Annotated in this window: 24 protein-coding genes and 2 pseudogenes; 5 read left to right on the top strand and 21 right to left on the bottom strand. The window is 61.8% G+C overall.

The genetic code is table 11. The features are described 5' to 3' along the window. Positions 1-307, bottom strand: a 307-nt coding sequence (locus BP737_RS14715) for an ATP-binding protein (protein ID WP_342686316.1), incomplete at its 3' end; no start/stop codon positions are given. Between the two features lie 25 nt (positions 308-332). Continuing rightward, on the bottom strand, positions 333-1007 hold the full coding sequence (locus tag BP737_RS14855; protein WP_394339231.1) for a TIM barrel protein: 675 nt from the start codon (positions 1005-1007) through the stop codon (positions 333-335). A 110-nt stretch (positions 1008-1117) separates the two neighbouring features. Here BP737_RS14855 and BP737_RS14850 point away from each other — a divergent pair, with 110 nt between their 5' ends. Beyond that, on the top strand, positions 1118-1321 hold the full coding sequence (locus BP737_RS14850; protein WP_394339230.1) for a hypothetical protein: 204 nt from the start codon (positions 1118-1120) through the stop codon (positions 1319-1321). Between the two features lie 819 nt (positions 1322-2140). Here the strand turns inward: BP737_RS14850 and BP737_RS14705 are convergent. Next, the gene (locus tag BP737_RS14705; protein WP_292405139.1) at positions 2141-2590 is read right to left on the bottom strand and encodes a nucleotidyltransferase family protein; all 450 of its coding nucleotides are present in this window, start codon (positions 2588-2590) and stop codon (positions 2141-2143) included. Between the two features lie 93 nt (positions 2591-2683). Next, on the bottom strand, positions 2684-3037 hold the full coding sequence (locus BP737_RS14700; RefSeq protein ID WP_342686315.1) for a DUF5658 family protein: 354 nt from the start codon (positions 3035-3037) through the stop codon (positions 2684-2686). A 261-nt stretch (positions 3038-3298) separates the two neighbouring features. Here BP737_RS14700 and cobN point away from each other — a divergent pair, with 261 nt between their 5' ends. Beyond that, positions 3299-7042: a cobaltochelatase subunit CobN gene (gene cobN / locus BP737_RS14695; RefSeq protein WP_292405133.1), complete on the top strand. Its 3744-nt coding sequence runs from the start codon at positions 3299-3301 to the stop codon at positions 7040-7042. A gap of 854 nt (positions 7043-7896) precedes the next feature. Here the strand turns inward: cobN and BP737_RS14690 are convergent. The 10 genes and pseudogenes from BP737_RS14690 to BP737_RS14645 all read right to left on the bottom strand — a co-directional run. Then, positions 7897-9177 carry a nitrogenase component 1 gene (locus BP737_RS14690; RefSeq protein WP_292405131.1) on the bottom strand — a complete coding sequence of 427 codons (1281 nt, stop codon included), beginning with the start codon at positions 9175-9177 and terminating at the stop codon, positions 7897-7899. Next, on the bottom strand, positions 9174-11360 hold the full coding sequence (locus BP737_RS14685) for a nitrogenase component 1 (protein WP_292405129.1): 2187 nt from the start codon (positions 11358-11360) through the stop codon (positions 9174-9176). The genes BP737_RS14690 and BP737_RS14685 overlap by 4 nt, the downstream gene beginning before the upstream one ends. A 149-nt stretch (positions 11361-11509) precedes the next feature. Further along, entirely contained in the window at positions 11510-12370 is an 861-nt protein-coding gene (locus BP737_RS14680; RefSeq protein WP_292405126.1) for a sirohydrochlorin cobaltochelatase, read from the bottom strand. Between the two features lie 175 nt (positions 12371-12545). Beyond that, positions 12546-13565, bottom strand: coding sequence for an ABC transporter ATP-binding protein (locus tag BP737_RS14675; RefSeq protein ID WP_292405123.1), 1020 nt, complete (start codon positions 13563-13565; stop codon positions 12546-12548). Beyond that, positions 13562-14677 (bottom strand): iron ABC transporter permease, encoded by a 1116-nt coding sequence (locus BP737_RS14670; RefSeq protein WP_292405120.1) that lies wholly within the window; start codon positions 14675-14677, stop codon positions 13562-13564. The genes BP737_RS14675 and BP737_RS14670 overlap by 4 nt, the downstream gene beginning before the upstream one ends. Continuing rightward, the gene (locus BP737_RS14665; RefSeq protein WP_292405118.1) at positions 14644-15945 is read right to left on the bottom strand and encodes an ABC transporter substrate-binding protein; all 1302 of its coding nucleotides are present in this window, start codon (positions 15943-15945) and stop codon (positions 14644-14646) included. Before BP737_RS14665 ends, BP737_RS14670 begins: the two co-directional genes overlap by 34 nt. A gap of 107 nt (positions 15946-16052) precedes the next feature. Continuing rightward, the gene (locus BP737_RS14660; RefSeq protein ID WP_292405115.1) at positions 16053-17870 is read right to left on the bottom strand and encodes a VWA domain-containing protein; all 1818 of its coding nucleotides are present in this window, start codon (positions 17868-17870) and stop codon (positions 16053-16055) included. Next, positions 17860-18900, bottom strand: coding sequence for an ATP-binding protein (locus tag BP737_RS14655; protein ID WP_292405112.1), 1041 nt, complete (start codon positions 18898-18900; stop codon positions 17860-17862). The genes BP737_RS14660 and BP737_RS14655 overlap by 11 nt, the downstream gene beginning before the upstream one ends. Further along, complete coding sequence (locus BP737_RS14650; RefSeq protein ID WP_292405145.1) at positions 18897-19961, bottom strand: adenosylcobinamide amidohydrolase; 1065 nt, start codon at positions 19959-19961, stop codon at positions 18897-18899. The genes BP737_RS14655 and BP737_RS14650 overlap by 4 nt, the downstream gene beginning before the upstream one ends. After that, positions 19889-20353: pseudogene (locus tag BP737_RS14645) on the bottom strand (hypothetical protein); the annotation flags it as partial. The pseudogene BP737_RS14645 and the gene BP737_RS14650, both read right to left, overlap by 73 nt. A gap of 177 nt (positions 20354-20530) precedes the next feature. Here BP737_RS14645 and BP737_RS14640 point away from each other — a divergent pair. The 3 genes and pseudogenes from BP737_RS14640 to BP737_RS14630 all read left to right on the top strand — a co-directional run. Continuing rightward, entirely contained in the window at positions 20531-20743 is a 213-nt protein-coding gene (locus tag BP737_RS14640) for a type II toxin-antitoxin system HicB family antitoxin (protein WP_292405109.1), read from the top strand. Further along, complete coding sequence (locus BP737_RS14635) at positions 20730-20960, top strand: type II toxin-antitoxin system HicA family toxin (protein ID WP_292405106.1); 231 nt, start codon at positions 20730-20732, stop codon at positions 20958-20960. Before BP737_RS14640 ends, BP737_RS14635 begins: the two co-directional genes overlap by 14 nt. A gap of 8 nt (positions 20961-20968) precedes the next feature. Next, positions 20969-21214 (top strand): annotated as a pseudogene (locus tag BP737_RS14630) (nucleotide sugar dehydrogenase); the annotation flags it as partial. An 898-nt stretch (positions 21215-22112) separates the two neighbouring features. Here the strand turns inward: BP737_RS14630 and BP737_RS14625 are convergent. The 7 genes from BP737_RS14625 to BP737_RS14600 form a co-directional block, all read right to left on the bottom strand. Beyond that, entirely contained in the window at positions 22113-22427 is a 315-nt protein-coding gene (locus BP737_RS14625) for a hypothetical protein (protein ID WP_292405103.1), read from the bottom strand. Between the two features lie 68 nt (positions 22428-22495). Then, positions 22496-22747 carry a type II toxin-antitoxin system RelE/ParE family toxin gene (locus tag BP737_RS14620; protein ID WP_342686317.1) on the bottom strand — a complete coding sequence of 84 codons (252 nt, stop codon included), beginning with the start codon at positions 22745-22747 and terminating at the stop codon, positions 22496-22498. A gap of 17 nt (positions 22748-22764) precedes the next feature. Beyond that, positions 22765-22995 carry a DUF7557 family protein gene (locus BP737_RS14615; RefSeq protein ID WP_292405097.1) on the bottom strand — a complete coding sequence of 77 codons (231 nt, stop codon included), beginning with the start codon at positions 22993-22995 and terminating at the stop codon, positions 22765-22767. Positions 22996-23090: 95 nt separating this feature from the next. Then, positions 23091-23651 carry a type I restriction endonuclease gene (locus BP737_RS14610; protein WP_292405094.1) on the bottom strand — a complete coding sequence of 187 codons (561 nt, stop codon included), beginning with the start codon at positions 23649-23651 and terminating at the stop codon, positions 23091-23093. Between the two features lie 165 nt (positions 23652-23816). Continuing rightward, a complete protein-coding gene (locus tag BP737_RS14605; protein WP_292405092.1) occupies positions 23817-24605 on the bottom strand; it encodes an ATP-binding protein in 789 nt (262 codons plus the stop codon). Between the two features lie 105 nt (positions 24606-24710). Further along, positions 24711-24911, bottom strand: a complete 201-nt coding sequence (locus tag BP737_RS14845; RefSeq protein ID WP_394339232.1) for a type II toxin-antitoxin system HicA family toxin — start codon at positions 24909-24911, stop codon at positions 24711-24713. Positions 24912-25325: 414 nt separating this feature from the next. Further along, the coding region (locus BP737_RS14600; protein WP_342686314.1) for a hypothetical protein at positions 25326-25553 on the bottom strand (228 nt) is incomplete at its 5' end.

Here is a 25553-nt window from a genome sequence, read left to right as displayed (position 1 = left end):
AGAAGATCTGAGACGTTACCGAAAGGTACTTATATAATGAATAAAACGATGAGACATCAATATCCCTGAAATATTCTTTTTCGGTGAGGGCGGCGAATTTATCTTTCATCTCTTTGATATTCTCCTCCGTGCTGTCATTTGTGCAGAGGATATATGCCCCGTCCTTGTCTTCAATGAATTTTTTTATCAGTTCGGTCTTTCCAATCCTCCGTTTTCCATACAAAACGATCATCTGGGATGAATTTTCAGAATATTTCCGGTTGAGAAAATCAAGTTCCCTCTCCCGGTTCACGAAGAGTTGTATCATAAGTATTATACTTTGCATACAACTATTAAGATATGCCGAGTATGTTGTCCCCGTTCGGATCTTTACAAGTGCTCCCTATGTCTGTTTTCGGGACGTTTCGACGAGGATGGGTGAATTGCAGACGCCACTGCACGAAAACACTCAGAGGTCCCTCCGCATCCACCACCTGCACCGGAGCAAGAAGTACCCCGAAACACGGCGGTATCTCAAACTCGACATAGCCCGCACCCCGGTGCGTTGGACCGAGCCCCCCTTCTCCGTCCCGCCATGAAGCGGATGCTCTCGTCGTAAGCTTCGAGCGTTTGCATTTCGACAATCCGCGATGTGTTCTGAGGAGGAGGGGGAGTACCCGGGAGAGATCGATGTTCCCGTTTCCCAGTGCCCGATGGGCATCACCGGAGTCGTCGTTATCGTGGAGATGGACATGCAGGGGTCTTCCTATGGCGAGGAACTCATCCAGCATTCCGTTGATGTGAGCGCGGCCGAGATCCAGGCAGAACGAGAGCCCTGCTTCGTGCAGGGCAGGCAGGAAGGAGGGATCGCGGAAATGGCACACCTCCCAGCTTCCCATGTTCTCCACGGCGACCGGCACCCCGTCCTCCTCCTGGATTGCTGCAAGATCTCCGAGAGACTCTCGAAGCGCCAGGTACGAACGGTCGAGAAACTCGAGCCAGGGCGAGAAACCGGGGTGGCCGACCACGCACCCGGCACCGATCTCCCCGCCACCCTACAGACTTCACGGAGGAGACAAAGCGACGCCTGCCTGATCGGCTCGCGGCAACTGGCGATGTTGATATCGGCGGTCGGGGAATGGACCGTGTACCGGAGGTCGAAGGAGAAACAAGCCTCCGAACAATGGAGGATATCGTGGGCAGCCTCCGAGAGGATCTCGACCGTACCGGTACGGGCAGAGAGGGTCTCCAGAGCCTCGGGGAGTTCCCGGTCCATGGACACCACATCGAGCACCCTAACTCCTGCATGGTCTTCCTCCGATTATCCCCGCGACAGCGGTAGCCGGCAGCAGCCGGCAATGTTCTGCAACGATCGCATCGTTAATGGCTGCTGCCTCCCGGTCGGCAGGGTCTAACACCCCTTCCCCTCCGGAAGGATGGTCGAAGGACCGAAACCCACCGTGTTTCGGCGATTCGAGGCTAAAATAGTCCCCGACGCTCCGAACCCCATCCAACTTTCGGACTGGGACGATTTTTCCGGGCATCTTCGAGTGAGAGGGCTTTTTCGCGGAAAAAGGAGATTTCTGCATGATAATAGTAGTTTCTTCATCTTAATCAAAATAGTTTTTAATAATTTAAGTAGGTTTTACTTTCCATTTGAAATAGACGGTTCCAGCGCTTTTTAGGAGGTCGTTCCAGTATTTAGGAGGTCGTTCCAGTATCTTCTGACGGGAGGGGAAGACCCGCTCTCGCATCCACCCCTGCTTGCAGGTATCGGCACCCTTGCCCTCATCGGCATCCTCGGCCTGGTGGCGGCAGCCTGGCTCATCCGGCAGCGCGTCCGTAAGAAGGAGGAGTGAGCCTCACCGCGGGCGGCGTGCTGGGCCCCGGGCGCAGTAGAGGGTTCGATGATTCCCACTCAGAGGCGTACACCTCCCAGGTGGATGCTCTCGCGCTCGACTCGATCCAGAAGCCTCCCTACGGGAAGAAGCGGCGGATCAAGCGGGGACTGTACCGGAGCGCCACGGGAACCTTGATCAATGCCGACGTGAACAGCGCTCTCAACCACGCCAGAAAAGTCGCTGGTGATTCCGTGATTCAACGGATAATCAGTAGTGGCCGTGTCAACCGGCCGTTGCGAATAAGGACCGCGTTTCAACCGTCAACCTTCGCGCACATTAAATTGCAACCTTGTGATCCCAATCGATCCCGGTTGCAAGCCCCGGCCTATCGGACGGGGTAGTTGACACCAGATCACCTCGCTCTCCACATCCTGCCGGATAAGCGGATCGAGCCCCCCGACGGTGACGAGGTCGACCCTTCGCCCGTAAACCTCCTCCAGAAAGTCGGCGAGCGCCGTGAAGTTCCGGAATGTAAGGTGCTCCGGCGACAGCTCGACCAGGATGTCCACATCGCTGTCGAACCGCTCTTCGCCGCGGGCGGTGGACCCGAAGATCCCGATCTTTATCACGCCGAACCGCTCCCGGAGTACCGGCAGCATCTTCTCAAGCCTGGCGACGGACGGCGTCTTCTTCGTCGAGTCCGGGGGAGTGGTCATGGTAGCGTCTCGCTTCCGGTAATTTGTCCGCGTTCCATCTCCTTGATTGCTCATTCTTTCTTCTTCGTCAAATACTTTTGCAGATGATACTGTGGTGAGTAAGTCCAGTTCCCCGACCACAGGGACGAAGGTGCCGGGCGTCCGCCGTCACCCCGACAGGTGAGGGATGAGGGAGCCGACGTTGTGGACGACGACGAACGTGAACCATGTGCAGAGGACCGCGAGAGCCGTGACCCCGGCGTGGCAGACCCGCACGTCCCACCACTTCACCCAGAGGAACATCCCTGCAAAGAAGAGGGCCTTCACTCCGATATGCAGAGGAACGGAAGGCACGATGCCCGCCATCAGAGGATTCAACTCCATTCCCCCGAGGAGGAGAATCCCGGTCGTCGTGACGACATCCAGCAGCAGCAGTACGGCGAGAATCACGAAGAGCGGGAGGTGCAGAGACCTGAACCTCCGGTTCCGCCATGCCGAACCCTCATCGAGCATCTCATGCATAGGTTACACCCGGAAAACTATGATGGTTGCGGTATCCTGTGCGGGCATTAACCTTTCGCATATCCCCGGTCATGCGGTCGCTTTGCCCGTCGTGATCGGTCCCGCTTCCGCCGCCCATCCCTCCGGTCCTGCCGACCTTCCGGGTCTCTCATGCCGCTTATATTCCTGCACGACAAAAACATGTAGTATGTCGCACGCCCCTTCCGTTTACCCGTTTGGAGAAGTCGCAGAACCGATGTCGCCCCCATCGGGAGGCTCCGGATGAACCTTATCTATATCGGCTCCGGGTCCGGGGATAACCCTCTCCTCTCCCGTGCGGCGGCCGACCTCTGCGATGAAGGTGTACCCGTCACGGTTCGGTGCGTCTGTTCGGAAGACCTCGACGGCAACGAGGAGCTCTTCATCGGGACGGTGGAACAGGTCCGGGATGCCTCGTTCGTCATCATCAACCTCCACGGCTCGGTGCCCTACTTCAAGAAGTTCCCCCGCCTCCGGGAGGAACTGGAGGGCCTTCGCGCCCCCGTCTTCGTCGCATCCACGCTTCCGGACGAGATGGAAGAATTCCGCCATCTGTTCCGCCTCGCCGAAGAGGATTACCGTCTCGTTCACGCGTATCTGCACCTCGGCGGCTACGAGAACATGCGCTCCCTCCTCCTCTTTGTTCACGGCCGCATCGACGGCGGGTCCCCGGCCGCCCCCGATCCGGTCCGGCCTCCCGCCCACGGTATCTACCACCCCGGAAGGCCGCAGGATGCATCTCCCGAAGACTACCTCGCCTCCCTCCCCCCCGGCGCACGAAAGGCCGGCATCCTCTTCTGGCAGGGCGATTACCTCGAGGGGGCGCTCGGGGGGGTGGACGTGGTCATCGCCTCCCTGGAGCGGGAAGGGCTTTCGACCATACCGGTCTTCTGTTCGTCCGTGCCGGACCCCGTCTCGGGTTCGCCGGGGGTTGCGGAGATCGTGAGGAAGTATTTCATGAAGGAGGGGAAGGCAGTCGTCGATCTTCTCGTCGTCCTGATGGGGTTCTCCCAGATCAGCCTCTCCTCTCCCGGCGACGGCCGTTCAGACGGAGGCCCGGAGAATTTCTTCGCGGAGCTCGGCGTACCGGTCCTGCAGGCGATGGTCACCGGTCAGAGCCGTGACGACTGGGCGGGCAATATCCGGGGCCTCTCTCCGCTCGAACTCTCGTCCCTCGTGGTATGGCCGGAGTATGATGGGCAGATCATCACCGTCCCGGTTGCCTCGCGCGAATCGGAGGACGGCGCCCGGCAGGTCCGGGGGATCGCGGAACGGGCCGACCGGCTCGCGAAGATGGCGAAGGCATGGGCGGATCTGCGTGCAACCCCCGTGGACGAGCGAAGGGTCGCGGTGCTGCTCTACCAGTACGGCCTCTCGAACGACTCGATCGGGGGAGCGTTCGGCCTTGACGGTCCGGAGAGCGCCGTCCGCATCCTGCACGCGCTCAGGGAGGCGGGGTACGACTGCGGAGACGACCTCCCCGCAACCGGGCAGGACCTGGTCCTCCTGCTCCTCTCCGGCCTGACCAACACCCCCGAGTGCCTCACCGGGCCGGAGATGGTCCGGCGGGCGGCAGGGACGGTCGGCCGGGACGAGTACCGGGAATGGTTCTCCGGGCTGGACTCCACCTGCAGGAGCAGCATGCTCCGCGACTGGGGGGAGCCGCCGGGAGCCGTCCTGACCGAGGGGGACCGGTTCCTTATCCCCGGAAGACGGTTTGGAAACGTCTTCGTCGGCCTGCAGCCCCCCCGGGGATTTCTCGAAGAGGCGGAGGCGGTCTACCATAGTACGGACCTCGTGATGCCTCACCAGTACCTCGCATACTACCGGTGGCTGAAGGAGGGGTTCGGGGCGCAGGCGGTCGTCCACCTCGGCACGCACGGCACGCTCGAGTGGCTTCCGGGCAAGAGCTTGGCGCTCTCGTCGTCCTGCTACCCCGACGCCGTGCTCGAGGACCTCCCTCATCTCTACCCGTATGTCATCGACAACCCGGGAGAGGGGGTCCTGGCAAAACGGCGGTCCCATGCAGTCATCGTCGACCACCTGATCCCGGCGATGACCCGGGCGGGAGGATACGGGGACCTCGAGGACCTCGTCCTCCTCCTTCAGGACTATTTCCGCGCATCGCGAAGCGGGGAGGAGGCCAAGGCCGACGGCCTCCTCGAAGAGATCGCATGCATCGTTGAACGGACCGATCTCGCCTCGGATCTTCATCTCCGGTCTACAGCTCCTTCGGACCTGCCGCCCCACCTTGAGGCGCTCTACGATTACCTCTGCACGGCCCGCGACTCCCTGATCAAAGACGGGCTGCATATCTTCGGCGAAGTCCCCGAGGGGGAGCGCTTCTGCGAACTCCTCTACGCCCTGACCAGGATCAGGAACGGTCGGATCCCTTCCCTTCGGGAAGCGGTCGGGCGGGCGATGGGCGAGGATGCGCCTCGTCTCGCCGCCGACCCGTCCGGCTGGCATTCCGGGCGGGGGATGCCGAACGGCGTCGTCCTGGAGGAGATCGATCGACGCTCCGCCGATCTGATACAAAAGATGACAAAGACAGGATGCGACCCCGCGAGCATCCCCGGACTGCTCGGGGAGTTCGACGACCGCGAGGAGCTGGAGACGGCGCTGGAGGCGATCTGTACCGAGATCGTACCGGCGGTGCGGCGGACCGTCGACGAGATAGGGAGCCTTGCGGCGGGTCTCGACGGGCGCTACGTCTCCCCGGGGCCGTCGGGGGCCCCTACACGGGGCAATGCGCACCTGCTCCCGACCGGTCGGAACTTCTACTCGGTCGATCCCGCCACGATCCCGACGCCCCCGGCCTTTGCCGTCGGGAAGAGGATGGCGGAGGAGATGATCCGGCGATACGTGGCCGAAGAAGGCGTTTACCCGAAGAACGTCGGGATCGTGGTCTTCGCCACCGATACCATGAAGACCGGCGGGGACGACCTCGCCTACCTCCTCTGGCTGATGGGTCTTCGGCCCGTCTGGTCCGCGTACGGAGGGCGGGTCGCCGGGCTGGAGGTCGTGCCGCTCTCCGAACTGCAGAGGCCGCGGATAGACGTGACCCTCCGGATCACCGGCCTGTTCCGGGACGTCTTCCCCGGTCTTATCGACCTGATCGACGAGGGCGTGGAGATGGTCGCGAGCCTGGACGAGCAGGACGAGGACAATTACCTCGCGGCCCACCTGCGCCGATCGCTTCTCGATGCGATCCGGGAGGGGCTGGACGCGGACGAGGCGAGATCGCGCGCCCTCGTCCGGATATTCGGCTGCCCGCCGGGGACCTACGGCGCCGGAGTCGCCGATCGCGTGACCTCCGCCGACTGGGGCGAACGGCGGGACCTTGCCGACACCTACCTGGACTGGGGAGGCCATGCCTACGGGCGAAAGCATCATGGGGAGGAGATGCGGGACCTCTTCAAGCGGCGGCTCTCCGAACTCGACGTCACCGTCAAGAACCACGACTCCCGCGAGCTCGACATCCTCGACAACGACGACGATTTCATGTATCTCGGGGGGATGATCGCGGCGGTGAAGGAATACGGCGGAAAGGACCCCGTCTCGTTCGTGGGGGACAGTTCGAACCCGGAAGCGCCGGTCCTTCGCACGGTTGCCGAGGAGAGCCGGTTTCTCTTCAGGAGCCGGATCTTAAACCCGAAATGGCTTGAGGGCCTCAAACCGCACCGCTACAGGGGAGCCCAGGAACTCTCCGCCCTGGTTGACTTTGCGTTCGGGTGGGATGCGACGTCGGGTATCCTCGAGGACTGGCAGTACCGGTCCCTCGCCGAGACGTTCCTCTTCGACGAGTCCTGCCGTGCCTGGCTGGCCGAAGACAACCCGCATGCACTCATGCACATGGCGGGAAGGCTTCTTGAAGCGGTTGACCGCGGCATGTGGGAGCCGGACGCTGAGACGCTGGGCCGGCTCCGGTCGCTCTACCTCTCGGTGGAGAGCACCCTCGAGTCGATGACCGGTCCCGGCAGGTGACGGCCCTCGTGGATCATTTCATCAAATCTTTCACGTGCACCGTAGCCTCGCGTGAAGTGCGGCGGACGGAACGCCCGGAGCATGAGCACTGTTCGGTGTGAAACCGCGGACATTATTGCATCGATCCTGAATTATTGGACTCTGCTTGATGTTCAGCCCCACTTCCGATGGGGTGGGTGCTGGATCTGGATTTCCCCGGTTCGCTCCGGACAGTGGACCGTGGCGGGTATCGCCGTTGGGGGTGGGGACCGGGGAATGCGATGTTCCGCAGGAACGGAGCACGAGAAGGCCGAAGGCCTTTGAGGGGGATTTTCCCCCTCCCCGTCCACGGCACTCCTCACGAGCCCCACCCCGCCCGGCCTTCGGCCTCCTCATTCACACCTTCGGTGCTCAACTCCGTTCCTACCGGAACGTCGTTCCCCGCCCCAAGGGGCGGGGGCAGCGCGTGGCCCCGGAACCCGGTTCACCCCGTGCAGTGGACCGTGGTAGGTATCGCCGTTGGGGTGGGGACAGGGGAGGGGGTCTCCCCCTCCCCGCCCGGTCTCCAGCCCCCGTTCCCTGCAGGAAGGGGGCAGTGCGTGTCGATAGTCACGGGGAATCCGTGCCCGGGCGTGGCCCTAAAACCCAGGAACGACGCTCCCCCAGGTTAGTATAGCGGGAATCAGACCTCTATTGACCGCAATATCAATCTCCCTTTCGCGTCCGTCGCGGCTCGCACCTTCGGTGCTCACGCTCCGGTTCGTTAGAACCGTCGCGGCTCGAAGCCTGATGGCTTTTCAAGCTCCGCTTGAACTCGCACTTCGCGTGAAGCGGCGATCCTCTACGCATCCAATAACATAAGACGAAACGATTCACTATCGAAGGATGTTGAGGATCTCCTCGACGAGGTAGAGCGCCCCCGATACGCCCAGGATGGTCCTCGGCACGAGTTCGATCCTCCCGGAGGAGGGGTAGCCGACCTCGACGTACCCCCTGCAGATCCCCTGGTTGGCGAGCATCTTTCCGGTCATTCCGTCGGCGAAGACGATATCCGGGTTTCGGACCCCGGGAAAGACGCTCCAGGTCTCCGAAGCGCCGATCTCCTCCAGGAACCGCAAAAGTTCGCCCCGGTACGGCGGGTATGCACCGCCGGCGACCTCGACCCCCGTCGGGACCATGCCCAGGTAGGTGTAGAGCCATTTTGCAAGGGGGAGGGCGACGGAACTCTCCGCCCTGATAGCGTAGCCCGCGCCCCGGGGGACCCCCGATATCGAGTTCTGCCCGGCGATATGGGCTGCGGCGTTCGCTCGTGCGGCGGCGATCTCTCCCGTTATGTCCGACGGGTCCGCCCCGAGGAGTTCTGAGACTTCACGGACCCATGCGGACGTGGCGTCGAATCCGATCGGCGCGCCTTCGGCGGGGATGTAGCAGGGCGTCCCGGCGTTCTGTCCGTACCACCGGGCGGTCTCCTCCCCGAACTCGGGGAAGACGAGCAGGTTGTATGCGGCGCCGGGTGAGGAGCGGATGCTCCCGGTCTCCGAACCGGCGCCCGGGGAGGAGAGGACCTGCACGCCCATCCGGGCGAGGAGACGCGTCACCTCCGCAAGCGACCCTTTCCAGTGCCGCTGCATGAGGGAGAGGCCGAGCAGGTTGACCGTCCCGGGCCGGGTCTTCTCTTTGGCCGGGGCGATATGCCGGAGGACCCGGGCGATGACCCGGTCCGTCCCCGCCGGTCCGGGGCAGGAGAATCCCGGCGTCTCTACCGGGATGCACCGGTCCTGAACCCCGGCCAGAGCGATTGCTTTTTCTAGGTCGTCGCCGATCAACGCCGCTCCCGGGGCGTTTACCACCAGTATCAGGCCGTCCCATCGTGCGGCGAGGGAGGGGAGGATCTCATGGAGCTTCTGCCCGGCTCCGAAGATGTAGTCCTCATCGTCGAGGTATGTGCACGGGACGCGGGGCTGGCCGAAGAACCACGGCTCAAGCGTCAGGTAGGGGTCCGGGACCTCCGATCCGCCCCGCTGCACGTGGGCGACATGCCCATGATAAAACTTGCAGCCGGTCGGGCCGTTGAGCAGGACCGCCACATCCGGGATTCCTTCGGCGCCGAGGATCATCCCGGTCAGGGCGTCGGGCTCGATCACGCCGGACTTCACAGGTCGTCCCTCCATCCTTCGGAGACCGGCCCGGCGAGGATGCCCGCCCATTGCCGCATGGACGAGAGCGACCCGAAAAAGCCTGCATTCGGGCAGAAGGGAATGACTCCCCACCGTACCTTTGCTTTCTTCGGGTCCGGCCAGATGGTGGTGAGGACCAGGTCCGGCCGAATATCTGCGATATCCGCGTAGAGGCGGTCGGGGGAGTAGCCGGTCGTGACGGACACCCCGGTCGGGGGGTCGTGCGGAGCCTGCGGGTAGGGGGAGCCGAAGAGCCCGACGCGGGGCACCTCCATCCCGCATTCGGTGAGGATATCGAGAACCCACGAGATGTCCGGGCCGGACGAGGAGATGATGACCTTCTTTCCGGCGACCGCTCTTCCTATCCGGTCGATCTCCCCCCGGTAGATCACCCTGTGCCTCCGGATCAGGGCTTCGGCTTCTTTACGGGCACCGTATCTCTCTGCAAGGCCGCGTACCCAGTCTTCGCATGCCCGGAAGGTGTGCGGAAAGGGGAGGGGGAAGATCTCCGCCCGGGTCTTTGCAGAGAGGATCTCCGCCTGGGCTCTCGTCTGGACGTCTGAGGATGCAGGGAGGATGAGGTCCGCCTCTCCGGCCGATTCGACCTCGCCAACCGAGGTGTTTGCAAGGAACCGGCAAACGACCCGGATGTCCAGAGCCGAGAGGTACGCGGCAATTTCATCGAAGTTTGCGCTGGTGTTGTTCGCAAGCGTCTTTTCTCCGGCGATGATCACGGATCGCGGCCTGCCCCGCACTCCCGGGGCGATCAGGGACGATGCCGCCCGGTACCCTGCTGTGGTCCCCGCGGAGAAGTCGCCTTCCCCTACCCCGTCCACCGGCACCGCGATCGCCCGGATGGAGTATTTCGCCGAGAGGTCCCGTGCGCAGCCGGCGATATCGTCCCCGGTCAGTCCGGGGACGCAGGTGGATACGATGAAGACGGTTCGATAGCCGGCGAGGGCGGCGTTCTGCACCGATGCCGCCAGTGCCTCCTCCCCCCCGAAGACCACCGCATGCTCGTCCATCCGGGTCGGGATAACGGACGGCATGGGCCGGCGCCCGGGGTTTTTCTGGATATCCCGGTTGTACGAGGAGGTCAGGAGCTGGGAGACGATATGAGCACAGTTCGAGGGGCCGTGTGCGACGACGGCGACGTCGCGGATCTGCGAGAGGGCGACGACGGCCCCGGAGAAGGCGCACCCGAAGAGCGGCTCCCTTCCGGGATACGGGGGATGTCCCGATCCGGGCCCCGGTCGGAGCGGCTCCTCGATGAACCCCCGGGACCCCGGCGGCGGGGCGGGAGCGCGCCGGGGAGGCGGGGTCTTCACGTTGCGCCCCGAGATCAGGGCCTCGAGTTCCGGGGCCTCCAGGGGTCTTGCCCGATACCGGGGGAATCCTCCATCTCCGGTGAGATGGGCGGCCAGCCCCCGAAAGAGGGCCGCCTCCTCGGAGTCGGGGTATTCGCCGATCAGCGTCCCCGGCACCCGCTCCGCTTTGTGGAACAGCTCGCTTCGCGGAATTTTCACGAGGACCGGGAGATGAACGGCCTTTGCGAACCGCCCGACCTGCTCGTCCTCCTCCGCACCCCCGCGTGAGTTGTAGATGATCCCGCCGATCCTCTTTCGGTCTCCGTCGAAGTTTCGTATGCCCCTGAGGATATTGTTTGCGGCGTAGAGGGAGAGGTACTCCCCGGACGTCACGATGAGGACCGTGTCTGCATACCCGTGCCTGAGGGGAACGGCGAACCCCCCGCAGACGACGTCCCCGAGGACATCGTAGAGGACGTAGGCAAAGCGCGACATATCGTTCTCAAACTGGTCGAGCACCTCGAAGGTGCTGAGAATGCCCCTTCCGGCGCAGCCAATGCCCGGCTCCGGACCTCCCGCCTCGATGCAGGCAACTCCTTTGTAGCCTACCTCGATCAGGTCCCCCGGGGCATACCTCCCCCCGGCCCCGCCGCGGAGGTACTCGGTGACCGTCACCTGCTGGAGGTCTCCGAGAAGAGCCCGCGTTGAATCACGTTTGGGGTCGCATCCGATATGGAGGACGGAAAAGCCCGCATCCGCCAGTGCCGCCGAGATGTTTGCGGCGATGGTGGACTTTCCAATCCCTCCCTTTCCGTAGATCGCGATCTTTGCCTTCGTACGGGGTTGGTGCGTCATGGATGTTCACTTCTGCAAGGAAAAATCGGCCGGGTCCGCCGGGCCGGAGATGCTCACGTGGCGTTAATACAACTTTTTTTGCCTTTATTCAAGTTAAATATGTTGATCGACGCTGCAGATTGCGATGAAAATTACCCTGAAAAAAGGGGTTAGAAAAAGTCATGGTTCTGGATGGTCTCTTTAAGCCGTTTCCCGAAGAGGTCCAGAACCGGCTGATACTCTCCCACGGCCCGGGTATCGGTCGTCACCAGGTAGCCCGCCTTCCGAAGCCGCTTCAGGCATGAATCCTCGTTGTTCTCTCCGGCAATCTCTATCCAGGAATGGATGCCCGGAACGAGGGTGAGCGGGGCGAGTTTGACGGTCTTAATCTGCATATGCCGCAGCCGTTCGACGACCTGATCGATGCCGGGATACCCGGATGCGGCTCCGATCATGATGCTTCCGCCGGCGGTCTCGTCGAGGATCATCTGGAGCTGACAGAGCGCCGGGTCTCCTCCCCCTTCCGATGCGGGCGCGATGAGAACGAGCGCGGAGCCCGGCTCCTGCCTCCCATAGACCTCCAGGATCGCTGCGGCGGCGTCGCGGTAGTCCTCTTCGAGGAGGAGGAGCGGCCTGCTGATCAGGACCCCGTCGAGGCCGAAGTCGTAGTGCGGGCCGGCGATCGAGTTGAGGGCCGATGCAATGCTGTAGAGCCCGTGGTAGTAGAGGCCCGGCGTGACGCAGAGCGGCTGCAGGACAATTCGTCGGTGCCCCTCATCCATCAGGGAGGCTACCGCCGCAAGCGGACTCGGGACGCTCTCGCCCGCCTCCGAAAGGACGCTCCGCACGACCTCCGAGGTGAACGCGTACTTTACTACCGTGCCGGGGCACCATGCCCGGATCTGATCGACGGCCCGGGATATGACGGCCCTCCCTTCGGCCTGGGTTGTACCCAGCGCGACCACGACGATCGCACCGTGAGATTCTCTCTCTTTGCCGTGCCCGTGGGCCGGATGTGTTGTGTGAGACATATGTGATTGTTTGAGATATATTTATATAAAGTTATTTGTGAGATAAATTCCTCTTATAAATATTTCCCAAATTGGGCCAATTATAGAGGTATTTTCACAAGTTAACAAAAGTGTGTATATAAATATTCCCCATAAAGATGGCTTCAGGCTCCTTGCAGCCGCCGCCCGGCACCGGTCACCCGACATCGCGTTCTCTCAGCCAGGCGGTGCAGTCGGTCAGACTGGAGAAGCGTCCCGCATCTTCCCGGGTACGCACCTCCCACAGCGGGCCGGCTTCGGTCTCCCGGATCGCAACCCTGACGGCCGGATCGTCGCCTGCCCCGGGGACAAACCCGATCCGCTGCATCGCACGCTCCGTCCAGAACCTGATCTTCCCGTCCTCTCCCGATACCGCGACGGTCCCTCTCGGAGGGGCCGGCATCCGGAACTGACCGCACCCGACGTCGTAGTTGATCCCCCCGATCCCGAAGACCTCGGAGATCACGCCGTCCAGTGCCAGGTCCTCGGGCGCCCCGCAGTAGAACCGGCCCTCTCTGCTGATGGCCCAGAGATGGTCGGCGGTCCGCATCGCCAGGTCCAGGTCGTGCGTGGAGAGCAGGATCCCCCGGTCCTCGTTCCGGGCCAGGCTCCGCAGGATATGCATAATCTCCATGCGGTAGGGCACGTCGAGATAGGCGGTCGGCTCGTCGAGGATCATCAGCCTCGAATTCTGAGCAAGCGCCCGCGCTATCATGACCTTCTGTCGTTCGCCGTCCGAGAGTTCGTCTAAAAATCGATCGGCGAACGAGGCGACCCCGACGGCGTCGAGCGCCTGTTCCACCTGCCGGCGGTCTATGTCGGTGAGCGAGCCGAGCCAGCCGGTATAGGGGTATCTTCCGAGGCCGCAGACGTCGTACACCGAGAGTTGACCTGCCTGGACGGGGTTCGTCAGCACGACGGATACCAGTTTTGCCCGCTCCAGGGGCGCGAGAGCCCGCACGTCCCGTCCGCCGAGATACACCTCCCCCGAGAGCGGGGGCAGAAGTCCGGTGATGGTCCAAAGAAGCGTCGATTTTCCGCAGCCGTTCGGGCCGACAAGACAGACAAGGTCCCCTGCTTTCAGGTCCAGCGAAAGGTCCGCCGCGATCGTCTTTCGCACCTTTCTCCGGGTTTTGTACCCGATCGAGAGGCCCTCTGCCCGTATCAGGGTCCTCACACGCTCATCTCCATCCCCTGTCTGTTTTTTGAGAAGATCACCCAGATGACGACCGGAGCGCCGATGAGAGAGGTTATGGCGTTCAGGGGGAGGGTAATCTCATTTCCCGGGACGGAGGCGATGATGTCGGCGGCAACCGCGAGACAGGCGCCGAGCAGGATGCAGGCGGGAACGAGGACCGCATGGTTTGCAGTGGAGAAGAGAGCCCGGCACAGGTGGGGCACCGCTATCCCGATAAACGCGATCGGGCCGCAAAAAGCCGTAACCGTTCCGGAGAGTACGGCGGTCGTGACGAAGATCACGTTTCTGGTTCTGCGAAAATCGAGCCCCATGCTCTCTGCGTACTGCTCTCCGAGGAGAAGCGCATTGAGGTTTTTTACCTGGCACGCCCCTACGAGCAGTCCGACGGAGGCAAAGAGGACCAGGACCTGGATCTGGTCCCAGGTCGCCCCCCCGAAGGACCCGAAACTCCAGACGGTGTATGCCTGAATCCGTTCGGCAAGAGCAAAATGCATCAGTATCGAGATGAACGAGCTGGCGGTGTAGCCGAACATCAGGCCCAGGATAAGGATGGTCATGCTGCTCCTGATCCGCCGGGATGCAATCAGGATCATCAGGAGGACCAGTCCCGACCCGATCGATGCCGCAACCGCGATCCCGATGCTCCCGAAGGGGCCCAGGTTTCCGAGAATGGTGGACGAGGCCCCGGCCGTTCCGGCGGAGAGGACCACCACGGCGACTCCGAGGCTTGCCCCGGCCGAGAGGCCGAAGACATCCGGTCCGGCGAGGGGGTTTCGGAAGAGGGTCTGCATCAGCAGGCCGGCAACCGCGAGCGATGCCCCGGCAAAGATGCCGACAACCGCCGTCGGGAGCCGGTAGTTGAGGACGATGGCGACCCAGCCGGCATTATCGCTTCCGTTCCCCAGCAGAATGCCGACGACGTCGGAGACGGGGATCGCCACCGAACCGAGGACGAGCTTGAGCATAAAGAGGGCGGCGAGGCTTGCGATGAGGAGAACCATGCTTATGGAGCCCCTCAGCACCGGCCAGCCAGACCCGGTCCTTTCTGCGGTCTTCGTCACCGGCCAGCTCCGGCCCCGGGTATCCGGCATACGGAGACGAGGTCCAGGTGGAAGATCTTCAGGAGTTCTCTGTAGATCGCCTTGAAAGGCTCCCAGAGATCGCTTCCGCCGTCGCCCGGGGAATCGTCGGCGGACTTCAGTTGCTGGTAGTAGACGAGGTCGTGGTCCGGGACGAGATCGGGGTGGAAGATCTTCAGGAGGTCTTTGAGGACGATCTCGGGGTGAACCACGCCCGACTCCCAGTAGTCGTTCCCTCCCCCGTCGTTCACCCGGGCGTTGTTGTTATAGACCTGCCCCGACCCGACGGCACCGAAGTCGGCGTACCTCGCGTCTTCTGCCAGCAGTTCTTCCATGGACCGTACGGTGCCCGGGTTGAGCCAGTAGTCCGCGCCGAGCGCTCGATCGTAGACTACCTCGAAGTCGAGCGGGATGCTCCCCGTTGTGGTGTCGTCTGCCCAGAAATAATCGGCTCCTGCATCGGAGAGGAAACACGCGACGTAACTCTCCCCGCCTGCCATGTACCAGGTTCCCCTGTAATTGTTGTTGAGAAAGACGGTCGGCTTCTCTTCCGTGGCGGCCAGGTCTTTGAGGGCCAGGTACTCCGCTTCGATCCGGTCGAAGTACTCGTTCGCCTCTTTTTCCTTATTGAAGAACACCGAGACGAATTTGATCCATTCGGCCCTTCCGAGCGGGTCCGTCTCCATGTACTCTCCGTTCAGCACGACCGGAATTCCCGCCTCTTTGAGTTTTGGGTGCATATCATACTCAGGGGTACCGGTGGCGTAGGTCATGACCAGGTCGGGGTCGAGATCGATGAGCACCTCGATGTCCACCCCGGATGCCATGCCGGACCCGGCGCCGGCAACGTCCCTGACATAGCCCTCGTTGATGCGGCTGACGATCTCAGGGGTGTTGACCAGGCTCGCATCCTCCACTCCGACCAGAGCCTCCGTCTCACCGAGGATCGGGAGATACGGGAGGTAGGTCGTGGAGAGGGAGACAAACCGGCGGGAGGGTATCTCGATCACCGTCTCCCCGGGCCCCGGGTCGGGAGGGACCGTTCCGGGCTCCACCAGGAGGTAGGTGAACGTTTCGTTGGACCCTCGCCACGGGCTGAGGACCGTGACCCGCTTGTAGGTGTCGTGGTACTCTACACTGAACCCTTCTGCGTATTCGGGGGAGACGGTGTCGGCGGGAAAGGCCTGCAGCGTTTCTCCGGATACGGGGGATATTGCGATCCATCCGATAAGCATGAGGCAGAGGATCGCCAGTCCGTGGAGATGTCGGGTGCGTTTCATGACAATCAGAATTATTTTCATTAAGTAAATATTTTTTTAATTGACCTTTGAGATCTCACCCTTATCTCCCAAAATCCCTGTCTTCCTTGAGTGCGGTTGAGGGTTTCTCATGTGCGCCGCTCCTTCCGGACCAGATCGGCGATTGTGTCCCCGCTCAGGGATTCAAGCCTGACGCACCTTCCGCCGAGGCGCTCCGCCAGGTCCCCGGCGAGTCCGAACCGCGGATATCCGTATTCGGCGTCGATCACCAGGAACCGGGCTTTCTCCCTCCGGATCGCAACGGCGGCGTCGAACGCCTCGACGATCGGGTCCGCCCCCGATGGGGAGTAGTTCGCCCGGCCGTCCGATACGAATACGACCAGGGGTTCGTCGTGGACGTCTTTTTGCCTGATCTTCCTGATAAGGCCGGCCGTTTCCCGGATGCCCCGGGAGAGGGGGGTCAGGCCGCCGGTGGGCAGGTCTTCGAGCCGACGGCAGGCGACGGCCCCGCTTCTGGTCGGCTGGAGGAGCACCTCCGCATCGGTGCCCCGGAAGGAGATCAGGGCGACCCTGTCGCGGTTGATGTAGGCGTCTTTGAGCAGAGAAAGGATCGCTCCCTTCACCGCGGTCATCCTCTTTCCGATGCCCATCGAACCGCTTGAGTCGACGACGAAGAGGATCGTCCTCCCCGTTTTGCGCTCTCTCTCCCTGACCCGGAGGTCCCGGACGGCGAGGGCGATTGCCATCTCTCCCTTCGGACGGGTCCGCTGGTAGGGGGCCGCAGCCCGGATCGTCGCGTCGAAGGCGATATCCGAAATGGTCCCCGAAGGAATCCGCGGCCGGAGATACCTCCCCCGGTCGGCGTTCTTCTGTCGTCCCCCCTTTTTTCCCGTCGTCCCGGGGGAGTTCGCCCGCTCTGGAAAGATATCTCCGCACAGGGGCGGCTCCCCTACCGGATAGACCTGATCGGCCCCTGCCGGGCCGGGCGCCCCCTCTTCTCCGGGGGCGTCCCCGGACCCCTCTCCGCTCTCCGGCGCCGGTGCGGCCCCGGCCTGCCCTTCCGGGGTTCCGTTTTCTCTGTTTGCGCTCTCTCCCGTCTCTCGGGGGGGAGGGACCTCCGGGCCGTCCCGCCTCCGGTGGCGGAGGGCGAGAGGTGCGGTCCCGGATACATCCTCGAGCGTGACCTGGTCCCGCCCGTCGAGGGCGGCCGCCGCGCGGGCAGCCCGGGCGAGGGAGATCTCACCCCTGTGGCCCGCTATCCGGAGGCTCCTGCCGAGGTCCGCGATCAGGTCCATCAACCCCTCGGGGACCAGGACAAACGTATACCTCCGCCGGGCGGCGAGCAGCATCTCGCGCCGGCTCTCTCCCCCGGCTCCCGTCTCTCGCTCCCGCCGCAGCGTCGATGCCAGAAACTCTTTCCGGAGGGCGGGGTCGTCGATTGACGGACAGACGGCGGAGAGGTCGAACCGGTCCATGAGGTGCGGGGAGAGTTCCCCCTCCGTCGGGTTCAGGGTTGCGAGGACCCGAAACCGGGTCCGGTAGGCCGAGGATACGCCGTCCCGCTCGACGGGGACGCAGCCGTCTTCAGCCGCCGTAAAGACGGACGCGACCAGTGAGCGGTCCATCAGATGAATGTCGTCCAGGAGCAGGATTCCGCCGTCGGCGTCTCCGAGGAGGCCCGGTCGGAAGACGGGCTTTCCCTCCCGGAGGGAGCCGGGGATATCCGCCGCCCCGAAGACCCGGTCCCATGTCGCGTTCTGCGGGAGCGTGACGATGCGCTCCCCGGCGATCGTCCCCGCCATGCGGGCCAGGCTGGATTTTCCGGTCCCGCTCTCTCCTATCAGGACGAGGCTCTTGAGGTCCGGGGCGGTTAAAAAGAGGAGAAGGGCCCGTTTTGCCTCTTCCAGCCCGAAGATGCCCTCAAAGACGGGCTCGTCAGGGAGCATCCCGATACAGCTCCGCTATATGGGTCTGCACCGCCTGCATATCCCCGTGCTGCTCCTCGAAGGGCCTGCGGTAGACCCGGTGCGGGAGGGCGAGGTCCGCTGCCCGGCTGAGGTCCTCCCTCGCGATCGCGTCCCTGCCGGCAAGGGCGGCGGACGCGATCGCGGCCCGGACGAGCGTGAGGTCCGCCCGGTGCCCGTCGACGCCGAGGCGGAGGGTTATGGAGACCACTTTGTCCAGGATCTCCTCGGCGACTTCCATGGCAGCCGCCCGGGCTTTTGCGGATTCAATCGCCCCGGAGAGTTCTTCCTCGGAGCCCCGGTACCCGGAGAGGAACTCCTCCGGGCTGCGTTCGAAGGCAAGCCTCCTCCTGATGATCTCCTTGCGCTTCGAGAGGTCCTCCTCCCCGGTCACATCGACCACAAGGCCGAACCGGTCCAGGAGCTGCGGGCGGAGGTCTCCCTCCTCGGGGTTCATCGTTCCGACGAGGAGGAACCGGGCGGGGTGCGAGAAGGAGATCCCCTCCCGCTCCACGTAGTTGACCCCCATCGCCGCCGCGTCGAGGAGCAGGTCCACGAGGTGGTCCTCGAGCAGGTTGACCTCGTCCACGTAGAGGATATTTCCGTTTGCTTCCGCCAGGATGCCGGGCTGGAACTTTCTCATCCCGGTCCTGATAGCGTACTCGATGTCGAGGGTCCCGGCGACCCGGTCTTCGGTGGCGCTGAGGGGCAGTTCCACCACCCGCATCGGGACGGAGGCCGGCCTGAGTTCTTCCCCCGCGTCCAGCCGCTCCCGACAGAGGGAGCAGTAGGTCTCCGTCTCCCCGAAGCCGCACCGGAAGGGGCACCCTTCGACCACGCTCCGCGCGGGAAGCAGGGAAGCGAGCGCCCGCACGGCCGTCGACTTGGCGGTGCCCTTCTCCCCCCGGATGAGCACCCCCCCGATGGAGGGCACGACGACGTTGTAGAGCAGCGCTCTCTTCATCGTCTCCTGGCCGACGATCGCGGTGAAGGGGTACTGGACCTGCGTCATTCTTCCCGGGCCCTCTGTTTTGCAATCCAGGCGATCGTTCTCTGGAGGTGCTCCCCCACCGGCTCATCGGCGGCGAGGAGGGAGAAAAACTCCTCGTCGGGCTTCGTCCCGCAGACCTCCGGCATCGTGCAGAGGATCTTTCTGGCTGCGGTCCCCCCGGCCGTTTCCGGGAGGAGGCCCCAGCCGATCTCGTCCATGATGTGGATGACTGCGGTCGCCACGGAGAGGAGAGCCGGGTCTTTTGCGGTCTCCCGGAGGGACTGGATGAACAGCGGCTTCCGGTTCTCGCCTGCCATGGAGGAGGCCCTGGTCCAGAGGTCCTCTTCCCCGATCGAGAAACGGCTCAGTCTGACCATGATATCCTGCTGGGACGCCGGCGAGAGGCGGGATTGACGTTCAAGGGCGAGCCGGGTCGCCTCCATGACGGCCCTGCCGATCAACTCCCCGAGTTTCGAATGTTTTCCTGCGTCGGTCAGGTTCTTTTCGTGGGTGGTGTCCGCGATGACGGCGATGCCGTCCGTTCCCGAACCGGTCGCGATGCCGGAAGAGTACCTGCTCGGGGCCATCAGTTCCTGGAGAACGGCTGTTTTCGCTTCCGTCGCGGTGATGACCGCCCGGGTCATCGTATACGCCGGGAGGTCGGCGCCGATGAGGAGGAGGGTGTTGATCGTGCCGGCTATCATCTCGATTTCTCCGTTTTCCTGGAAGTAGGATGCCGGATCGCCTACCCGGCCTCCGTTCACCTCGATCCCGGCGGTGACGACCGCCGTGACTTCGACGCCCCGATGAGCCTTCGTCACCGCGGCGGCGTGCTTCATCCGGGCTGCGGTCAGCAGTCCTGCCGTTTTATCAGGATCGAGGCCGAGCCTTCCGGCTACGAGTGCGATGTACGCTTCTACGGACCCTCCTTCGAGGTCGTGAGACTTGAGGGCGCGGTGGGGCGGCTGGTGGTTGAACACCCCCGTCAGGTCCTCCCGGTACCCCCCGTTCACCCAGGACGTGGAGAAGACGGCCCGTCCGGGCGGCAGGCGGATGTATATGCTCTCTTCTGTCCGGAAGATCTCCTCTCCGTTCGAGGTGATCCTGATTGGAAGGTTTTCTGTGTCCATAATATGTAGATCCTCGCTGCAACGATTGCTCGGCCGATTTTCCCGTGTCGTTCCGGTGTAGGTGCCCGGCATCGGGCTTCCCCTCTCTTTTGCCGGCACGCCCTGTCTCGTCTTTGGTCGGAGGGCGGCTGATATATGATATTGTACTTATCAGGATAACTTGTTTTTCCTAAAGTAAACCACCCCGCCATGAAGAACGGGGCTTCCTGCTTCATTCTCCCCCTATTGAGACGAGTCCGCAGGCTCAACGGTGCGTTCCGCACCTGCTCCCCGACAAGATTCTGCTCTTGCAAGGCAAATTTCTGACTAATTGCTGCGTTGATGTCGCGGTCATGGTGAGTACCACAGTCGGGGCAGACCCACTCTCGGTCTGATCACGATGACTTCGAAAGAAGCGTGGGATAACTGTGGGTCCGGGCTTGAACCCGCGCTTGGAGTCTTCAAAGTTGACGAGATGGCTACGCTGATACTTCGGTCAGTATTATCACCACAAAGAGCGATGCTATTCTATTGGTGAGATCATGAAGACGCTCACGGCCGTGCTTTACAGAGAAGAGGATATGTACGTCGCGGAGTGCCCGGAGGTCGGCACCGTCAGCCAGGGTCGGACGGTAGAGGAGGCGGTAGCTAACCTCAAAGAAGCTACGGAATTGTACCTTGAAGAGTTCCCGCTGAAAGATGGGAGAAGGCCGATCATCACGACGTTTGAGGTGGCCGAAGGTGTCCGGGCTTAAACCCGTCTCGGGCAAGACGGTGATAAAGATACTCTCGAAACATTATGGATTCGCCGTAAGCGGGCAATCGGGGAGCCATGTGCGCCTTTCAAAGGTGACGCCCAGCGGAAAAGTGGGTACGGTTGTCCCGTTGCACGATGAGCTGAAGATTGGTACGCTTCATAGCGTCCTGAAACTGGCAAAGATAGATCCCGACGATTTTGCCCGGTATCTTTGAGAGATGTGGCGCCCCTCTTTGTGGATGGGCCACAGATCGAGCACGTCTACAACTTCCAGCGGAACTCCTCCTCGTCGGGCTACAAGATCGTGATGCTCAACCGGGGCGAGTCTCCGCTCAAGGGCGAGGAGCCCGGGTTTGAGGAACTGTTGGGAACGGTCGTCGGTGCGGGGAAGTTCTCCTGCACCGCGGACTTCGCCGGGTGCGACGCGGTGACCCTTGCGATCCAGACGTCGTTTCTCGATGAGAGGGATGGGTCAGGAACGTCGGGCGCAACCTCGCTCCTGGGACAACCGCACGCTTCCCAGCCGCCGAGCGGCCCCTGCAGTTCGGGTTCTCACAGCATCACCGGCTGCCACCGTTCCGGCGCGCATGGACGGCTGTTCAGTCCCACCGAAGACTGGTGCGCGGACGATCTGGGAGTGCCCCATCCCGGCCGCCGTCCACGAGGGACGCAGCGGAGAGAACGGGATGTTCTCCCCTCCGGACGATCGGTAACCACATCGCGAAGATATCCCTGCCGTCATCGGCCGCAGGACGGTAGTGGATGGACCGTTTCATCTTATTTTGTCGGTCCTGGTGTATGGAGGACTGCTCTCTCACGCGAAGCGCGAGTTCAAGCGGAGCTTGAGAAGCCGTCAGGCTTCAAACCGCGACGGTTAACTTGCGGGAGTGTCGTTCCTCCGGGGCCACGCCCGAGCGCGGATTCCTCGTGACTATCGCCACCGCATTGTCCCCGCCTCTTCCGAGGAGGTGGGGGCCTCCGGAAGGACGGAAGGACACCCTCTGGGGGAGGGGGACAAATCTCCCCTCCCCGGTCCCCACCCCCAGAGGCGATAAACGACCGGCGGCACGGCGGGAGTTCGAGCACCGGAGAACGACGTTCCGGTAGGAACGGAATTTGAGCACCGCTCGGTGCGAGGTGCGCAGGCCGCCACGGTCCACTGTCCGGGGTGAACCGGGGAAAATTCAGATCCGGCACCCATTGGAAGTGAGGATGAGCATCACGCAGAGTCTGATCATTCCTTCGCGGCTCTGCACCGAACAGTGCTCGTGCTCCGGACATTCCGTCCGTCGCACCTCACGTGAGGCGACGGTGCACATTTCGGTATTTGTGATAGGTATTTGAGCGCTTCCTCACTGAAGATTAGTTTATACATCTTTGAATACCTCTTCAAAGGAGTAAAACTTAGATCTCTTCTCGATTCTACCTAGATCGGCATCCAGTTTTTCAACATCCCAACTCTCATCGTCGACCATCCGAGAGATTACATCATCGTATGTCATGTTCCCCTTCTTCAGCTTCTTCAACACGAAGCAGGAACGTCTCCTGTGGATCACGGCTATACACCGGCGCAAACACCACCACCGTGCAGCAGTATCGCTGCTAGGGCCGCCGTCAATCGGCCTATTGCGGTCTCTCTCCCGCACAGGAGGGAGTTGAATCGCGAAGCCTACAAAGAGCATGGTATCATGCCCCCGACGAGAGGTGGGGGTAGTTGACCTTCTGGTATGCAGAGCGGAAATGACGGCTATCAATATTTCCGATAGACTTTACTCCGATTTCCAATATCGATCACGGTAATAATCATCACATTATTCTCGAACACAAGAATGATCCGGTACTGTCCCACACGAAAAGAATACAACGGACTGTTCTGGTGTCCTTTCAGTTTTTTGGCGTACAGACGAGGGAACGGCTCGTCTGCCAGGGCGTAGAGTTCGTCCTTAATTCGTTGGGCATCAGGGTCCGGGATTTGATTGAGTTTCCGCTCCGCTCCTGGCATGAGGAGGAGCCGCCAGGTCATCGAAGGCCCCGTTCCCGAGCATACTCTTCGAAGGGGCGACCTCGACCGGCCCGCATGTCCGCGATGCTTTCTTCGATCTCCTGCAGCGTTTCTTCGGAGAGCGGCTCCGGATCGAAGAACGCGTCCATGATACGATTGAGCGTCTCGTCATAACTCTCCCGGGGGTGCATTTTCAGGGCATCCAGACGGGACTTGGTCTCGGGTTGGAGCTGGATCGTCGTTGCCATAACAAACTATAGGTTACTATATGGTATAAAGATGCTGTCAGGGTCCCTTACAACAGGTCCCCTCAAAATTGGGTAGTGCCCTACGAAACAACTGGTCATCTGAGATCACATCCGGGTGTTCCCGATTGATTGAGATCCGGAACACGGGGTTCGTTCTCCTCCGTCCGCCACGGCCCCCAGAGGTCGATCGGCATCCTTATGGAGCCGTAGCGGTAGATCCTGCCCTCGGTGGCGAAGGAGAAGACGTTGGGGACGAACATGGCCGGCACCTGCTTCTCGTAGATCTCATTGATCTGGTATGCGCCGTCAAACCAGGTCACGGCGCTACGGGCGGGACTCTTTGCCTCGCCGATCACGAGCGGCAGTCCGTTGACGACGAAGCCGATGTCGGACCGCTTCTCCACGGCTCCGGCCTGGTAGATCCACTGGTTGGTGACGACGAGGTGGTTACTGCCTGGGTTTTCGGCGTCGACGAGCCGCACCGGGACGTGCTCGCCGTTCATCCCGAAGGGCATGGTCTTCTCGCCCCGGAGCCAGGCTATGAAATTCTCGTTCGCCCGGACGAGGCCGTCGGCCTGAACGGAAAGGAGGATGGCACGGAGGTTGTAGATCACCTCGTCGGCCCGGTCGGGCCCGGCAGCGATATCGGGGTTCAAACATCACGTCGCCTGACCGGCGCGGGATTTGGGCTGGGGGCAGTAGGTCCAACCGGCCGGGCAATGCGGCCCGGGGGGCTTCCTGCACGGTCAGGTGGGCGGCCCGCCGCTTTCGGGTGACGGCATCAAGGATCAGCTGCTCGACGGTGGAGGAATCGGTGAAGGTCATTCCAGCACCTCCCAGCGCCCGCCGCGGGCGGGGCCGATGCGGCGGAGCCGGCCGTCTCTACGCAGGTTGGCGATCTGCTTTTCGACCGCCCTCTGTGTGATCTCGAGCCGTTCTGCGACTACTCTTGCTGCCAGGTCGGGTTCGGCCTTCAGGAGTTCAAGGATTTTCTCCGAACTTTTCTCCGAACCTTTCTCCGAACTTTTCTCCTCCTTTCGGTGAACTGTGACGGTGAAGAGGCAACCGTCCCGGTCGTCGGTGAAGTCGATATCCGGCCAGTCTTCGAGTGCCCGCTTGATGCCGGAGCCGAGACCGCGGTACGGCAGCAGCCCCTTTGCGACGTATGATGCCAGGATAGGGTTCCTGATATTTGAGTTGCCGGTCCGGATCTTTTCCACCGTCAGGTTGTTCGGGAGGTGGCCGGGGCTGATGATCTCGATGCGGTTGTCGAAGACGAACAGCCGGATAGGTGCACTGACCAGGTAATCCCGGTGCACCAGAGCATTGACCCGGAGTTCCTCAAAGACTACCGGCGGGATCTCCAGAACCCCCGGGGTATTGACTCCTTTACCTGCCTGGACCTTCCGCGGGTTGCGCATGATAAAGGCCATGGCGCCCTCGAAGATCTCGGGGAATGTCCCGGAAAAATCCTCGGTGTCGAGGTATTCGCTTGCGTGGATGGCGTTGCCGGGATAGCGGATGGCTTTGATGATGAACTGGGGTTTGATCCACTCGGGTTTCTCAGCAAAGAGGAGCACCCCGGTCAGATTCAGCATGCCGTCATCCATGGCAAGGTTCATGTTCTGCAGGAGTGTTAGCAGTTCTTCAGGTGAATCCGGTAGAAAACATCCCCTCTCCCTACTATTTCGCACTCCTCGTGGATACTCGCCCGGTCAGCGAAGGAGATCGAATATCTGTTGTTTGGGGATCTCTTCATATCGCGCTATCTCGGAGACGATAACGTTAAGCGTCCCCACCGCGAGCGTCCGGTGAAGAGGTATGGTGATGGTTAACGGGCCATGTTTGGTGAATTCTTTGTGCAGGTGAACGTGACTGCCGGTTTGCGAAATAGGTAGAACCCAATCTTGCTGAATGCTTTGATGACATCAGTTCCACTAACAACCGGACGACGCGGCAACGAGATCGACCCTGTATTCGAAATTGGCGGTTGCTTGTGGAGCGGGACTGGAAGACGTTGATCGGTAAATAGTGACGATCGTGATATGTTCTCCCATTTGGAGAAGATCATCATAGTGAAGTAATGTTGCGTCGATGATATTGTTGATGAGATCCCCTATGTTTTCACCCTGGGTGCAGATCAGGTTCCCCGGTGTGCGGGCGCTCGCGCACCACCATTCCCCATCAAATTCAACGTTGAAGAAAACTTGCACGATTTTTCCCCCGAATAATAATCATTTATGCAGTGTGAGAACAGATATTTGTAACTATTCAGGGGACCCGATGAGTCGCCGTCGGCATGAAGGGTTTCTCGTGGATGGATTTTCACATCATCCAGGCGGGCCGTGGTCTCCGGCTGAAACTGGATCGGTGTTACCATAATTCACTATGGGAGGATATGGGGAATAAAGGTTACTTCCTGCTATTCTATTCGATGGAGGAAGGACGACAGTGAAGAGAGGGAGGTCCGGGTAGTATGCCGGATATATGTCGCCAGCGTAAAACAGGCAATTGACGGGATCGATTATACGACCTGCGTTAACCCGAATATATATCAG

Source organism: Methanoculleus sp. UBA291 (assembly GCF_002499755.1).
In the GTDB taxonomy this organism is placed as follows: domain Archaea; phylum Halobacteriota; class Methanomicrobia; order Methanomicrobiales; family Methanoculleaceae; genus Methanoculleus; species Methanoculleus palmolei.
The sequence above is the reverse complement of the archived record's forward strand: the minus strand, read 5'-3'. Positions and strand labels throughout refer to the sequence as shown.

Bases quoted from the DNA above. Each gene is read 5' to 3' on its own strand.
- BP737_RS14705 (WP_292405139.1), bottom strand. From the start codon at position 2,590: ATGAGCAATCAAGGAGATGGAACGCGGACAAATTACCGGAAGCGAGAC.
- BP737_RS14670 (WP_292405120.1), bottom strand. From the start codon at position 14,677: ATGCCGGATACCCGGGGCCGGAGCTGGCCGGTGACGAAGACCGCAGAA.
- BP737_RS14680 (WP_292405126.1), bottom strand. From the start codon at position 12,370: ATGTCTCACACAACACATCCGGCCCACGGGCACGGCAAAGAGAGAGAA.
- cobN (WP_292405133.1), top strand. From the start codon at position 3,299: ATGAACCTTATCTATATCGGCTCCGGGTCCGGGGATAACCCTCTCCTC.
- BP737_RS14605 (WP_292405092.1), bottom strand. From the start codon at position 24,605: ATGGATGACGGCATGCTGAATCTGACCGGGGTGCTCCTCTTTGCTGAG.
- BP737_RS14660 (WP_292405115.1), bottom strand. From the start codon at position 17,870: ATGCTCCCTGACGAGCCCGTCTTTGAGGGCATCTTCGGGCTGGAAGAG.
- BP737_RS14615 (WP_292405097.1), bottom strand. From the start codon at position 22,995: ATGGCAACGACGATCCAGCTCCAACCCGAGACCAAGTCCCGTCTGGAT.
- BP737_RS14655 (WP_292405112.1), bottom strand. From the start codon at position 18,900: ATGACGCAGGTCCAGTACCCCTTCACCGCGATCGTCGGCCAGGAGACG.
- BP737_RS14850 (WP_394339230.1), top strand. From the start codon at position 1,118: ATGGACCGTGTACCGGAGGTCGAAGGAGAAACAAGCCTCCGAACAATG.
- BP737_RS14700 (WP_342686315.1), bottom strand. From the start codon at position 3,037: ATGCATGAGATGCTCGATGAGGGTTCGGCATGGCGGAACCGGAGGTTC.
- BP737_RS14640 (WP_292405109.1), top strand. From the start codon at position 20,531: ATGAAGACGCTCACGGCCGTGCTTTACAGAGAAGAGGATATGTACGTC.
- BP737_RS14665 (WP_292405118.1), bottom strand. From the start codon at position 15,945: ATGAAACGCACCCGACATCTCCACGGACTGGCGATCCTCTGCCTCATG.
- BP737_RS14625 (WP_292405103.1), bottom strand. From the start codon at position 22,427: ATGCTCTTTGTAGGCTTCGCGATTCAACTCCCTCCTGTGCGGGAGAGA.
- BP737_RS14685 (WP_292405129.1), bottom strand. From the start codon at position 11,360: ATGACGCACCAACCCCGTACGAAGGCAAAGATCGCGATCTACGGAAAG.
- BP737_RS14620 (WP_342686317.1), bottom strand. From the start codon at position 22,747: ATGCCAGGAGCGGAGCGGAAACTCAATCAAATCCCGGACCCTGATGCC.